This is a genomic window from Rhodovulum visakhapatnamense, assembly GCF_004365965.1.
In the GTDB taxonomy this organism is placed as follows: Bacteria; Pseudomonadota; Alphaproteobacteria; order Rhodobacterales; family Rhodobacteraceae; genus Rhodovulum; species Rhodovulum visakhapatnamense.
Genome location: NZ_SOEB01000001.1, coordinates 214,062 through 227,306 on the forward strand (window position 1 = coordinate 214,062; position 13,245 = coordinate 227,306).

Genomic DNA, 13,245 nt, shown 5'->3' on the forward strand with positions numbered 1-13,245 from the left:
AAGCGGGAGGAGACGCATGGAAAATCCGGTCAACAGGTTCAAGGCGGGGCTGAGGGACGGGCGCCATCAGCTTGGGGTGTGGAACGCGATCCCGCATCCGACGGTCACCGAATGTCTGGCCGCGTGCGGCTTCGACTGGATCGTGATCGACACCGAACATGGCGCGATGGAGGTGACCGATGCGCTGCCCGCGTTGCAGGCGGTGGCGGGCTATCCGGCGGCCTCGGCCGTGGTCCGACCGGCGATCAACGACTGGGTGCTGATCAAGCGCCATCTCGATCAGGGGGCGCAGACGCTGATGCTGCCTTATGTGCAATCGCGCGACGAGGCCGAGGCGGCGGTTCGCGCGATGCGCTATCCGCCGCGCGGGCTGCGGGGTGTCGCGGGGATGACGCGGGCCAGCCGCTACGGGCTGGTCGAGGACTACACCCGCCGCGCCGAGGACGAGCTGTGCCTGATCCTGCAGGTCGAGACCGCCGCCGCGCTCGACCGGCTGGAAGAGATCGCGACCGTCGAGGGCGTCGACGGCATCTTCATCGGTCCGGCGGATCTTTCGGCCAGCATGGGCCATCCGGGCCAGCCCGAGCATCCCGCCGTGGTTGCGGCCATCGAAGGCGCCATCGCCCGGCTGAAGGCCGTGGGCGTGCCCTCGGGTATCCTGACGCTCGATCCCGATTTCGCCCGGCACTGCATCGCGCTTGGCACCGGGTTCACGGCGGTCGGCGTCGACATGCTGTCGCTGCGAAACGGGACGAGGGCGCTGGTCGAGGCCTTCGGCAGCGCCTGAGGCGCTCAGGCCGACAGCCGCGCCGGGCGGCGCTTGACATACAGCCGCGCCGAGTGGCGCTCAGGCCGACAGCCGCGCCGTGTGCCGCCGGTCATAGGAGGACGGAATCCCCAGCACGTCGCGGTATTTTGCGACGGTGCGGCGGGCCAGCGTAAAGCCCGCCGCCTTGGCTTGGGTCACGATCGCCGCATCCGACAGCGGCCGGGCCGGGTTTTCCCTGGCCACGATGTCGCCCACCAGCGCGATCAGCGCGTCCTGCGACGGCCCGTCCTCGCCCGATCCGGGCGTGAAGGCGCGGCTGAAGAAGGCCCGCAGCGGCACCGTGCCCCGGGGCGTCTCGATCATCCGGTGCAGCACCGCGCGGCTGATAGTCGAGGCATGCAGCCCCAGTTCCCCGGCCACGTCCTCGGTGCTGAGCGGGCGCAGATGACGCGGCCCGCTGTCCAGATAGTCGGTCTGCCGCCGCACCAGACAGACCGCCGCCGCCAGCAGCGTCGAATGCCGCCGTTCGACCGCGCGGGCCAGCCACTGCGCGCGCGACCGGGCGCGGGCAGCGAAGGTCCGCGCGGCGGCATCGCGCCCGGTGTCCGGCGGTTCGGTGATCTTGATGGCGGGCAGGCTCGAGCGGTTCAGCTCGACCGCCCAGGTGCCGTCCTTGCGGATCACCCGCAGATCGGGCGGCAGGATCGGCGGTTCGGTCGCGGCGAAGGCCAGCCCCGGCTTGGGGTCGAGCCCGCGAATGGACCGCAGGGCGTTGCGCACGTCCTGGGGGGTGCCGTCGCACAGGTCGGCCAGCGCGTCGATCCGGCCCGCGGCGACCATATCGAGATTGTCGAGGATCACCGACAGTTCCCAGGTCAGCATGCCCCGATCCTCGGCCTGCAGCCTGAGGCATTCGGCCAGTCCCCGGGCGAAAAGACCGGCCGGTTCGAACTGCTGCAGCCGCGCCAGCACCGCCTCGGCGACGCTCAGCGGCACCCGGGTCGCGGCGGCGACGGTCTCGGGCGCGGCGCCCAGCCAGCCGGTCGGCTCCAGCGCCTCGGCAAAGGCTTCGGCCACGCGGGCGAGGCGCGGATTGGGAAAGGCCAGCGCGATCTGGCGCAACACATGCTCGTAAAGGCTTGGCTTGTCGGAGGCCAGCGCCGCGATCGCGTCGAAATCGGACCCCGCGCCGCTGCCCGCGACCCCTGTCGGCACGGCGCGCAACGCCTGCGGCACCGAGACTTCAAGGCAGGGGTTTTCCAGCGCCTCCTCGGCCAGATAGGCCGACAGGTCGACCGCGGTCATCTGCAGGATCTTGAGCGCCGCCTGCATCTTTGCGGTCATGGCCAGACCCTGGGTCTGGCGCTGGGAAACTGTCATCTCCATGGCAGCATCCTAGCACGGAAACGGTTGCCGGGGGCAATTACGGGATCGCCCGGCCCGGGACCGAAGGCCCTGTGAGCAGGCGCCCGGCCGCGCGGAACGGGCCGGGCTGCCTCATCTTGCGGCGTTCAGCCGAATTTGAAGAGGATCCCGTAGCCGCCGCGCGGATAGGACCATTCCAGTTCGCCCGTGGCCTGGCACACGATCCGGCAGGTGCCGCATTCCATGCAGCCATCCGCCGCCACCTCGACCTGGCCGTCCTCGTTGATCGAGTAGCAGCCCGCCGGGCAGATCTTGATCAGCGCCTTCAGCTCTTCGCTGTCGCCGCCCGGCTGATGGTTGATCTTCACATGCGGCCGACCCTCGTCCACCTGGTAGCGGTTCTGATAAAGCCGCTCTTCCATGCGGGGGGATTTGCTGCCGTTGGTCTTGTCCGTCATCGCCAGGCCCTCGCCAGTTTAAGCATGTCAAAGGCAACATTGAGCCAGTTGCCGCGGGCTGTCTTGAGACCCTTCAGGATCTCGGCTTCCTTGGACCGCTTGTCGCGACCGTCGACCCGCAGGAAAGCGTTCATCGAGCGGTTGAGCAAGGCGGGATAGGTGGTGAAAAGCTGCCGGTTCTTCTCGAGCAGCCCCGGGATCTTGCGGTATTTCTTGAGGTCCTTGATCACGACGCTGTCTTCCAGCGCGTCGCGATACAGCTTGAGGTTCTCATTCGTTGCGGGCAGGCCCTGCGCCTTCAGCGCGATCAGGCTTTCGCCTGCCAGCCGTCCCGAGGTCATCGCCAGGTTCGAGCCCTCGCGGTGGACCGCGTTCACGAACTGCCCGGCATCGCCCACGATCAGCCAGCCGTCGCCCGTGAGCTGCGGGATCGCGTCATAGCCGCCCTCGGGGATCAGGTGGGCGACATATTCCTTCATCTCGGCACCCTTCAGCAGCGGCTTGACCGAGGGGTGGTTCTTGAACCGGTCGAGCAGTTCGTAGGGCGGGATCTTCTCGCGGGCGAAATCTGCGACCAGACAGCCGACGCCGATCGAGATCGATTCCTTGTTGGTGTAAAGAAACCCGGTCCCGACCATGCCGGAAGACACCGATCCCAGCACCTCGATCACCACACCCTCGTCCTCGTCGGCGAGGTTGAAGCGCTCGCGCACGGTTTCCTCGGGCAGGAAATGGGTTTCCTTGACCGCAAGCGCCACGTGCTGCGGCTTGATCTCGCTCCGCAGGCCGGACCGCTGGCCCACGAGCCCGTTCACGCCCTCGGCCAGCACCACCACATCGGCATAGACCGGGCCGCCCTCGCGGTCGGTCAGCACGCCGATGACCTTGCCGACCTCGTTCTTGACCAGCTCGGTCACCGTGGTCTCGGTGATCAGCGTGACCCCGGCCTCGCGCACCTGCTTGGAAAACCACTTGTCGAACTGCGCGCGCAGGATCGTGTAGCGGTTGGGTTTTTCCTCGTTGAAGGTGTCCGACCGGTGGTGTGTGCCGGTGTGGGATTTCTCCGACAGCATCCAGAACCGCTGTTCCACCACATGGCGTTCCAGAGGCGCGGTCTCGCGGAAATCGGGGATGATGCGTTCCAGGGCATCGGCATAGAGGATCGCGCCCTGCACGTTCTTCGAGCCGGGATATTCGCCCCGGTCGATCTGCAGCACGTTCAGTCCCGCCTTGCCCATCGTGTAGGCCGCCGCGTTGCCGGACGGACCGGCCCCGACGACGATGGCATCGAAATGTTCAGCAGGCATCGGTCAGTCCTCTCAGCTGGCCATCGCACGCGCCGAAAGGCGGCGGGCGAAGGCGTCGGTCAGGGCCGGCAACACGGTCAGCGCGTCGGCCACCACGCCCAGATGGGCGAATTCGAAGATCTTGGCCTCGGGGTCGGTGTTGATCGCGATGATCAGGTCCGCCCCCTCGACGCCCACCCGGTGCTGGATCGCGCCCGAGATCCCGGCGGCGATGTAAAGCTTCGGCCGGATCGTGTTGCCGGTCTGGCCGATCTGGCGTTCGGCCGGCGCCCAGCCCTTCTGCACCAGCGGCCGCGACACGCCCCATTCGGCGCCCAGCACCGCGGCCAGCCGCTGCACCAGCGCCAGGTTCTGCGGTTGCTGCAGCCCCATGCCGCCCGCGACCACGATATCGGCATAGGCGAGGTTGGCCTTCTCGACCTGCGCGTCCGAGACGAATTCCAGCACCTTGGTGACGATGTCGTCTTCCTTCATCCGCAGCGAATGCCAGACCATCCGGCCCGAGCGCGAGGTGTCGGGCTCGGGCATCGCCATCACGCGGGGCCGCACCGTCGCCATCTGCGGGCGGTGGTTCAGCGTGTGGATGGTGCACAGAAGCGTGCCGCCGAAGGTCGGCCGGGTCGCGGCCAGCGACTTGTCGTCGGCGATCTTCAGTTCGGTCGAGTCGGCCGTCAGCCCGGTCTGCAGCGTGGTCGCGACCGATCCCGCGAGGTCGCGGCCCAGAGGCGTCGCGCCCAAGAGCAGGATCTCGGGCTGGTACTTGTTGACCAGATCGGTCATCGCCCGGGTATAGGGCTCGTTGCGGTAATCGGCGAGCAGCGGGTCCTCGCAGATATAGCAGACATCGGCGCCGTAGTGATAGGCCTCCTTGATCGCCTGCTTGGTGCCCTCGTCGCGCGGGCCCAGAACGACGCCGCACAGATCGACGCCCAGGTCATCGGCCAGCTTGCGGCCTTCGCCCATCAGCTCCCACGACACCGGGTGGACCTTGCCGCGCTCGATCTCGACGAAGACCCAGACATGCTTGTAGCTCTTGAATTTCTCGGCCAGCTGCATCTGCATCGCAGCGCGGCTGCTGGCGGGGTTTTGCGGAGCTTGTGCCATCACGCGATCTCCTTACGCAGTGATCTTGGCGGACACGTCCGCCTCGAGTTTCGGGCTCTTCGCGAAAAGAACGTCGAGGATCGCGTCGCCGATCTGGGCGGGCGTCTTGCCCTCGACGGCGACCATCTCGGCCTTCTCGGCGCGGGGCTGGGGCGCGAAGACGCGCTTGACGACCGTGGGCGAGCCGCGCAGGCCGCATTTCATCGGGTCCTCGATGCCCGCATCGTCGGCCGACCAGACCGTCAGCGGCGCGCGGGCGGCGCGCAGCATGTCCTGCAGGGTGCCGCGGCGCAGGTGGTTGGTGTCCTCGAGCATGGTGATGAGGCAGGGCAGCTTCGATTGCAGCACCTGCACCCCGCCCTCGGACCGGCGGCGCACGGTGATGGTGGCGGCCTCGGTTTCCAGCGAGTCGATGGCCGAGACATAGGTCAGCTGGTTCAGCCCCATCCGCCGGGCGATGCCGGGGCCCACCTGCGCGGTGTCGCCGTCGATGGTCTGCTTGCCGGTGAAGACGATGTCGATGGGCGCCTCCTCGGCCAGCTTGGTCAGCGCCGAGGTCAGCGCGAAGGACGTGGCCAGCGTGTCCGACCCGGCAAAGCGGCGGTCGGTGATCAGCACCGCCTTGTCGGCGCCAAGACCCAGCGCGCGGCGCAGCGCGTCCTCGGCCATGGGCGGGCCCATGGTCAGGACGGTGACCGTCCCGCCGTAATCGTCCCGAAGCCGCATCGCCTCTTCGAGCGCGAACAGGTCATAGGGGTTGATGATCGTCGGCACGCCCTGACGCATGATCGTGTTGGTGACCGGGTGGACCCGGATCTGGGCCGAATCCGGCACCTGCTTGATGCAGACGACGATGTTGAGGCCCGTCCGGGTCTCGACGGGCTCTTCGGGCGCGTCGATGGCCTCGGCGGCGGGGAAGTCGGGTTCGTGCAGTTTCTCGCTCATTGGACAGACAGCCGAAGCCCCTCCATCGGCACGACATTGCCGCGCGGTTGCGTGTAGATCTTCAGCGCCTTCTGGGCGCGCGGGGTGGAATTGACGAAATCGGCATGGGCCTTTTGCAGGGCCGCGCGGGCGGCGGCGCGCACGCCCTCGTCGTCAAGCTGGCCGAGATCGGAGTCGGCCAGATACTGGCCCATCCGCTTCATCACATGCAGACGCGCCCGGTTGAGCACCGCCTGATCGAAAGGCAGGTCGAGAAAGGCGAAGATGTCTTCGGCCGAGGACAGGGCGTAGAGCTGGTCGAGCATGCTCGGCCGGGGCGCGGGGCGTGTCATGTCAGGCTCCGTTCTTGGGTTTCGGTCGGTCCGGGATGGCGGGCAAGCGCCTCGGCCCGGGCGGTGAGAAGAATGAGATCGGCCGGGGTGGCCGCGCGCTTTTCGCGGTCGGCCCAGTCGCGCAGAAGCGGCAGCACGGCGCGCGCGGTGGTCTCGTCCGAGGGCAGGCCCGCGGCCGCCAGCGCCTGGATCAGGGCTGCCAGCCCCGAATGCTTGCCCAGCACGATTTCGCGGGCGCGGCCGAAGCGGGCCGGGCTCAGCGCCTGGGCCTCGTAGGTACCGGGGTCCTTCAGAAGCCCGTCGACATGGATGCCGCTTTCATGGCTGAAGACATTGGCGCCGACGATGGGCCGGGTCGGCGACAGCGGCCGGTTCGAGGCCCGGGCGACGATCTGCGACAGCCCGCAAAGCCTATCGAGCGCAACCCCGGTCGGCCGGCCCTGAACGGCCAGCGCCGCCACGACCTGTTCCAGCGCGGCATTGCCCGCGCGTTCGCCAAGCCCGTTGATCGTCACCGACAGGAAGGCCGCGCCGCCGCGATGGGCGGCCAGGGTGTTGGCGGTGGCGAGCCCCAGATCGTCATGGGCGTGAAATTCCAGCGGCAGCGGCCCCGGCGCCAGGATCGAGACCAGCGTATGGGCCGCGAACGGGTCCATCAGCCCCAGCGTATCGGCCAGCCGCATCCGGATCGCGCCCGCCTCGGCCGCGACCTGCGCGAGCTGGGCCAGAAAGCCGATATCGGCGCGCGAGGCATCCTCGGCGCCGACCGATACCGCAAAACCCGCCCGCGCGGCCAGCCCGACCAGCCGCGAAACCTCTTTCAGCGCCCAGTCGCGGTCGCGGCCCAGCTTGCCTGCAAGCTGGCGGTCCGAGGCGGGCACCGTCAGGTGGATGCGCGACAGCGCGGTCATCGCCGCCAGTTCCAGGTCGCTGTCGCGCAGCCGGCACCAGGCGACGCCCCGGGCGCGGGTCAGATGCGCGCCCGCCTCGCGGATCGCCGCAACCTCGGCCATGCCCATGGCGGGCACGCCCAGTTCGATCTCGGCCACGCCCGCCCGGTCGAGCGCCACCGCGATCTCGACCTTCTCGGCGGCCGAGAAGGCGACGCCCGCCGCCTGTTCGCCGTCCCGGAGCGTGGTGTCGCAGATCTCGGCCGGGGGCGGGGCGGGGGTGAACTGGTCGGGGACATAGGGGGCAGTCATGGCGGTGGTCCTCAACGGCTGGGGGCGGGAACGACGAAGACCGGCCGGCCGAGTTCCTCGGCAAGTCGTTTCTGCAGGCCGCCGAGGGTCAGCCCGGCCAACTGGCAACCCGAGCAGCTGCCCTTCAGATGCACCCGGACCCGGGGACCCAGAATGTCGTGGAAGGCAACATCGCCGCCATCGGCGCGAAACCGGGGCCGCATTTCCTCCAGCACCGCCTCGACCCGGGCGCGTTCCTCGTTGGCCGAAAGCCTGGGGGCGCCGGCTGTCGAGGGCCGCGCGGGCTTGATCGGGGCAACGCCCAGCGGCTGGGCGACCCGGATGCCCTGGGCGGCCCGGAAGGCCGGGGGCTGGGCGTAGTCCTTCAGCGCGGCGACAAGGCCCTCGGCCGCGACCTCGGCGGCCGAGCGGTCCTCGGCGGGCAGCCCGCCCAGTGCGGCCTCGATGGCGTCGGCGTCGATCTTGCGCGCCTCGGCAAGCGCCTTGCCGATCACCAGCTCTGTCAGGGCCGAGCCCGCGGCGACTTCGGGCCCGCCGCCGGTCGACTGGAACATCGCGGCAGCGATGCGCCCGGCGTCGATCTTCAGGGTCAGGCGGAAGGCATTGCCGCTGCGCACCGCCCCGGCCTCGCCCAGCGCATTGGCGCCCTCGAGCGTGCCGCGGTTGCGCGGGTTCAGGAAATGGTCGGTGAGGATTTCGGAATAGTCCAGCATCTCTCTCTCCGGGGGCATCAGCAGAAGGATTTGCCGCACCCGCAGCCGCTTTTGGCATTGGGATTGTCGAAGACGAAGCCCGAGCCCTCGAGCCCCGAGACGAAGTCGATGGTGGTGCCGAGCAGGTAGCCCTGGCTGTCCGGATCGATCAGCACGGTGACGCCGCCCGCGGCCTCGACCACGGCATCGGTCTCTTCGCGGGTCAGTTCGAGCGCCATGGCATATTGCAGCCCGGCGCAGCCGCCCGACTGCACCATCAGGCGCAATCCGGCGATCGGGCGTCCGGCGCCCTCGATTGCGCTGGCCATGGCGTCTCTGGCGGCTTCGGTGATCTGGATCATGGCTGTCTCCTGTCGGTCTCGGTCCCTGACAGGAATGAAGCAACGAGCGTGCCAAGATTTCATGGCATTGCTTTAAAAGAGATTTCCTGCCCCGCCTTTTACAGTGTCGGCTTTGTCGGTGGTGTCTTTGGCGGATATGCGACACGAGGGCTGCGACAGATTGTCAGAACCGGGAAGGCTCCCGCGCCCGGCCTGCGCGGGGCTTTCGCCCCGCTTGTCCGGCCTTGGGCCGGGCCGCGCCCCTGCGGGACGCGGCCGCTGCGCGGAGGGTATTTGCACCAAGAAGAACGGGACGTTTCGCATCTTCTTCTTGGCCGAAATACCCCGGGGGTCCGGGGGCAGCGCCCCCGGTTGGCGCGGTTCAGATGGTTTGATGTCGAGAAGAAAAATATCACGCCTTTTCAGTTGTTTGCAATAGGTGGGGGGGTCGCAGGGCTTGATGCCGATGGGGCCGATTTGGGAAGGAAACGCCGCAAGACACCCAAAAGTGCACTGAAAAATGCAATGATATCAATGAGGGCTTGCAAGGATCGTCAAGCAGACCCTCCTGCGCCACGTCCACCTCTACAACACCCGGCTCCCGCACTCAGCCCCGAAGCGGCGCCCCCCCCGTCGCAACCCTCAAGGACTGGCAACGTCACAGACCCGAGCTGTTCAGGCCGCGCGTCCACAATCTCGCGGGATGTGACAGCCAGGCGTCGTCCGCGTCGCGGTCGCGGGCGAATTGCGCGGCATCCGCGACGGTCCGCACCCAGCTTTCGCGGCGAATAGTCCAGGTCTCGTAGCTTGAACGAAAACACCGGGGGTATCGAGCGTGCCCAGATGCACCTCGATCTCATCGCCGCCTATCGCGCAGACCGATGCGCCGCAAACCGGGCAGAAATACCGCCCCCGGTCGTGGCTTGGGTCGCCCTGGATCGCGACTGCCGCCTCGGGAAAGATCGCCGCTGCGTAGAAGACGGCGCCATGATGCCTGCGGCAGTCCGGACAATGGCAGATGCCCACCCGCAGCGGCGGGCCGGAGGCCACAAGGCGGATCGCGCCGCAAAGGCAGCTGCCGGTGATCGGGGGCATGGCCTGTCTCCGTCGGTCCGGTTGCCCTGCGCCCGGGCAGGGGCAGGGGGCAGGGGCTTGAACAGATGGCCGGCCCTGCCGCCGATTGACATCGGGTCCGGGCGGCCTGCCCGAAACCGGCCCCCGGGACCGGCGTCCGGGGGACCAGCGGGGAACCCGCGCCCACGCCCGAACGTTGGCCGCCCGTAAGGGAATAATCGGGAAAGCGAGGGTCATGTCCGTCATCATTGCGATCAGTCTTTATCTTGTCACGGCGCTGGTGTTTCTCGCGCTCGATGCGCTGATGCTGCGCAAGGTCATGCAGCCGCTTTTCGCGCGCTATCTCGGCGACTGGATGCGGGACCGTCCGCGCATGGGGGCGGCGGCGGTCTTCTATCTGGCCTATGTGCTGGGGCTGGTCTGGCTGGTGTCCTGGCCTGCGCTGGTGCGCGGCAATCCGGGGCAGGCGCTGATCGAGGGCATGGTGGTCGGTGCGATGGCTTACGGCACCTATGAAGTCACCAACTATGCCACGCTGCGGCGCTGGTCGCCGGTTCAGGTGGCGCTCGATACCTGCTGGGGAACCTTGCTGACCGGGGTCTCGGCCTGCATCGGGGTCTATGTGGCGCGGATCTTCGTCTGACGCGCCGCCTTCCTCCGGCTCTTCCTCAGGTCAGGTTGTCGGGTAACGGTGGCAGCCGGCGCTGCCACCGCCCACAGGAGCGATCACAGGGCCCTGAGATCCCCGGCCGACTTGCGTCCGTCGCGGCCTTCGATCATTTCATAGGCAATCTTCTGGTTGTCCGTCAGGCCGGTCATGCCGGCCCGTTCGACGGCGGAAATGTGCACGAAAACGTCCTTGCCGCCATCGTCGGGCGCGATGAAGCCGTAGCCTTTGGTGGTATTGAACCATTTCACGGTGCCGGTGGGCATCGTCTGTCTCCTCGGTCGTTTCCGCGCCCGCGGGATTGCGGCGCGGCAGGTCACAGCCAGGTCTTCCAGTCTCCCGGCTGCCCCTGAAGGAGGAGCGGTCGTCCAGGTCGTCTGCCGTCACACAAGAAACAATGCAGTAAGATTCGTGAAAAAATCAAGAGCCCTGTAGATTGCGCCGTAATCTCGGCTAGGTTGCGCCCGGAAACAATCGAGGTTTGGAATGGTAATTTACGGTTTAAAAACCTGCGACACTTGCCGGAAAGCAAAGGCGGCGCTGGAGCGGACGGGCAAGCCGGTCGTATTTCACGACGTGCGCGACGCGCCATTGCCGCGGGCCGACATCGCGCGGTTTCTCCAGACGCTGGGGCCGGGGCTCGTGAACCGGCGGTCGACCACCTGGCGCGAGCTGGACGCGGCGGCGCGGGCGGCCGATCCGCTCGATCTGCTCTGCGCGCATCCGACGCTGATGAAACGCCCGGTGATTGAAGCCGAGGGTCGGCTTTTTCTGGGCTGGGACGCCGCGACCGCGCTGACGCTGGCAAGCTGACGCGGACCGTCCGCGTCCCTGGGCAAGCTGACGCGGACCGTCCGCGTCCCTGAACAGCAAAAAGGCGCCGGTCGTCCGGCGCCTTTCTCAGTGGTATGCCGCGCGGCTCAGGCCAGATCGGGCGCGCGCGCCTCGGCGGCCAGGTGCGCCAGCAGGCCGTCGAAGGCGGCGGTTTCGGTCCGGGTGTCGCCCAGACGGCGCACCGAGACGGTCCGCTCCTCGACCTCGCGCTGGCCGATGGCCAGGATCACCGGCACCTTCGCCAGCGAATGCTCGCGGACCTTGTAGTTGATCTTCTCGTTGCGGATATCGGCCTCGGCCCGCACGCCTGCCGCGCGCAGGGCCGCGACCACCTCCTGCACATAGGCATCGGCATCCGACACGATCGAGGCAACGACCACCTGCCGCGGCGCCAGCCAGAAGGGTAGCTTGCCGGCGTAGTTCTCGATCAATATGCCGATGAAGCGTTCGAACGAGCCCACGACCGCGCGGTGCAGCATGATGGGCCGGTGCTTTTCGCCATCGGCGCCGATATAGGAGGCATCCAGCCGTTCGGGCAGGTTCGGGTCGACCTGCAGCGTGCCGCATTGCCAGTCGCGCCCGATGGCATCGCGCAGCACGAATTCCAGCTTCGGCCCGTAGAACGCGCCTTCGCCCTCGTTGATCTCGTACTCATACCCCGCAGCACGGCAGGCAGAGCCCAGCGCGGCTTCGGTGCGGTCCCAGCTTTCGTCGCTGCCGATGCGTTTCTCGGGCCGGGTCGACAGCTTGACCCGCCAGTTCTCGAAGCCGAGATCGGCATAGATCTTCGCCAGGAAGTCGATGAACTTCTTCGCTTCGGCCTCGATCTGGTCCTCGGTGCAGAAGATATGCGCGTCATCCTGGGTAAAGCCGCGCACCCGCATGATGCCATGCAGCGCGCCCGAGGGCTCATAGCGGTTGCAGGACCCGAATTCGGCCATCCGCAACGGCAGGTCGCGATAGGATTTGAGCCCCTGGTTGAAGATCTGCACATGGCAGGGGCAGTTCATCGGCTTGAGCGCGTTGACGGCCTTCTGGCGGGCATGGTCCTCGTCGACTTCGACGATGAACATGTTTTCCTGGTAATTGTCCCAGTGGCCCGATTTTTCCCACAGCTTGCGGTCGACGACCTGCGGGGTGTTGACCTCGACATAGCCGTCGCGCTCCTGCTGGCGGCGCATGTAATCCTGAAGCGTGGTGTAGATCTTCCAGCCGTTCGGGTGCCAGAAGATCTGGCCCGGGGCTTCTTCCTGCAGGTGGAACAGATCCATCTCGCGGCCCAGACGGCGGTGGTCGCGCTTTTCGGCCTCTTCGAGGAAGGTCAGGTAATCCTTCAGCTCCTGCCGGGTGCGGAAGCCCACGCCATAGATCCGCTGCAGCATCGGCCGGTTGGAATCGCCCCGCCAATAGGCGCCCGCGACCTTCATCAGCTTGAAGGCATCGCCCGGCACCTGGCCCGTATGTTGCAGATGCGGCCCGCGGCAGAGGTCCTGCCACTCGCCATGCCAGTACATGCGGATCTGCTGATCCTCGGGGATCATGCCGACGAGTTCGACCTTGTAGGGCTCGTCATTGTCCTCGTAATGCTTGATCGCGCGGGCGCGGTCCCAGATCTCGGTGCGGACCGGGTCGCGGGCGTTGATGATCTCTTTCATCTTCGCCTCGATCTGGCCCAGATCCTCGGGGGTGAAGGGCTCGGCGCGGTCGAAATCGTAATACCAGCCGTTTTCGATGACCGGGCCGATGGTGACCTTCACATCGGGCCACAGCGCCTGCACCGCGCGCGCCATAATATGCGCCAGATCGTGCCGGATCAGCTCCAGCGCCGGGGCGTCGTCCTTCATGGTGTTGATGGCGATCGAGGCATCTTCGGTGATCGGCCATTGCAGGTCGAAATGGCGGCCATTGACCTGCGCCGAAATCGCCTTCTTGGCCAGGGAGTTCGAGATGCTCGCGGCAATCTCGGCGGGGGTGGTCCCGGCCTCGACCGCACGCTGATTGCCATCTGGGAAAGTGAGAGTGATCTGGCCCATGATCGGCCTCCTCGTCGGTTTGGCGCCCACGGAACGCCCGGTTGCGGGTTATGTCGGTTGGTCTAGTGAACCTGCGCGGGGCTCAAGTCAAGCCGCCCGGGCTGCGGCAGGGCAGCCCGGGC

At 67.3% G+C, this 13,245-nt stretch carries 14 protein-coding genes and 1 pseudogene; 3 read left to right on the forward strand and 12 right to left on the reverse strand.

Translation table 11 applies throughout. The features are described from left to right. Positions 1-16: 16 nt before the first annotated feature. Positions 17-787 (forward strand): HpcH/HpaI aldolase family protein, encoded by a 771-nt coding sequence (locus tag EV657_RS01015; protein WP_134076856.1) that lies wholly within the window; start codon positions 17-19, stop codon positions 785-787. Between the two features lie 60 nt (positions 788-847). On the opposite strand, the gene rpoN is transcribed toward EV657_RS01015, so the two are convergent. The 10 genes and pseudogenes from rpoN to EV657_RS01065 all read right to left on the reverse strand — a co-directional run bounded on the left by rpoN (position 848) and on the right by EV657_RS01065 (position 9,610). Next, the gene (rpoN, locus tag EV657_RS01020; RefSeq protein ID WP_134076857.1) at positions 848-2,155 is read right to left on the reverse strand and encodes an RNA polymerase factor sigma-54; all 1,308 of its coding nucleotides are present in this window, start codon (positions 2,153-2,155) and stop codon (positions 848-850) included. A 125-nt stretch (positions 2,156-2,280) separates the two neighbouring features. Then, positions 2,281-2,592, reverse strand: coding sequence for a ferredoxin family protein (locus EV657_RS01025; protein WP_113669576.1), 312 nt, complete (start codon positions 2,590-2,592; stop codon positions 2,281-2,283). After that, entirely contained in the window at positions 2,589-3,899 is a 1,311-nt protein-coding gene (locus EV657_RS01030; RefSeq protein WP_134076858.1) for an FAD-dependent oxidoreductase, read from the reverse strand. Before EV657_RS01030 ends, EV657_RS01025 begins: the two co-directional genes overlap by 4 nt. A 12-nt stretch (positions 3,900-3,911) precedes the next feature. Beyond that, positions 3,912-5,003, reverse strand: coding sequence for an electron transfer flavoprotein subunit alpha/FixB family protein (locus tag EV657_RS01035; RefSeq protein WP_075786434.1), 1,092 nt, complete (start codon positions 5,001-5,003; stop codon positions 3,912-3,914). 12 nt (positions 5,004-5,015) lie between these two features. After that, positions 5,016-5,948 carry an electron transfer flavoprotein subunit beta/FixA family protein gene (locus tag EV657_RS01040; RefSeq protein WP_081382163.1) on the reverse strand — a complete coding sequence of 311 codons (933 nt, stop codon included), beginning with the start codon at positions 5,946-5,948 and terminating at the stop codon, positions 5,016-5,018. Continuing rightward, entirely contained in the window at positions 5,945-6,280 is a 336-nt protein-coding gene (gene nifW, locus EV657_RS01045) for a nitrogenase-stabilizing/protective protein NifW (RefSeq protein ID WP_243837454.1), read from the reverse strand. Before nifW ends, EV657_RS01040 begins: the two co-directional genes overlap by 4 nt. After that, complete coding sequence (gene nifV / locus EV657_RS01050) at positions 6,277-7,482, reverse strand: homocitrate synthase (RefSeq protein WP_134076859.1); 1,206 nt, start codon at positions 7,480-7,482, stop codon at positions 6,277-6,279. Before nifV ends, nifW begins: the two co-directional genes overlap by 4 nt. 11 nt (positions 7,483-7,493) lie before the next feature. Then, positions 7,494-8,195, reverse strand: a complete 702-nt coding sequence (locus EV657_RS01055) for a NifU family protein (protein WP_134076860.1) — start codon at positions 8,193-8,195, stop codon at positions 7,494-7,496. A gap of 17 nt (positions 8,196-8,212) precedes the next feature. After that, entirely contained in the window at positions 8,213-8,536 is a 324-nt protein-coding gene (locus EV657_RS01060; protein ID WP_075786430.1) for a HesB/IscA family protein, read from the reverse strand. A 637-nt stretch (positions 8,537-9,173) separates the two neighbouring features. Then, positions 9,174-9,610 (reverse strand): annotated as a pseudogene (locus EV657_RS01065) (GFA family protein). A 223-nt stretch (positions 9,611-9,833) separates the two neighbouring features. Between EV657_RS01065 and EV657_RS01070 the strand changes: the two are divergent. After that, on the forward strand, positions 9,834-10,232 hold the full coding sequence (locus tag EV657_RS01070) for a DUF2177 family protein (protein WP_420029467.1): 399 nt from the start codon (positions 9,834-9,836) through the stop codon (positions 10,230-10,232). Positions 10,233-10,315: 83 nt separating this feature from the next. On the opposite strand, the gene EV657_RS01075 is transcribed toward EV657_RS01070, so the two are convergent. Beyond that, on the reverse strand, positions 10,316-10,522 hold the full coding sequence (locus EV657_RS01075; protein ID WP_075786427.1) for a cold-shock protein: 207 nt from the start codon (positions 10,520-10,522) through the stop codon (positions 10,316-10,318). Between the two features lie 220 nt (positions 10,523-10,742). Here EV657_RS01075 and EV657_RS01080 point away from each other — a divergent pair, with 220 nt between their 5' ends. Continuing rightward, complete coding sequence (locus EV657_RS01080) at positions 10,743-11,069, forward strand: arsenate reductase family protein (protein ID WP_075786426.1); 327 nt, start codon at positions 10,743-10,745, stop codon at positions 11,067-11,069. Between the two features lie 107 nt (positions 11,070-11,176). Here EV657_RS01080 and thrS read toward each other — a convergent pair whose 3' ends face one another. After that, the gene (gene thrS / locus EV657_RS01085; protein ID WP_113669583.1) at positions 11,177-13,123 is read right to left on the reverse strand and encodes a threonine--tRNA ligase; all 1,947 of its coding nucleotides are present in this window, start codon (positions 13,121-13,123) and stop codon (positions 11,177-11,179) included. Positions 13,124-13,245 lie beyond the last annotated feature (122 nt).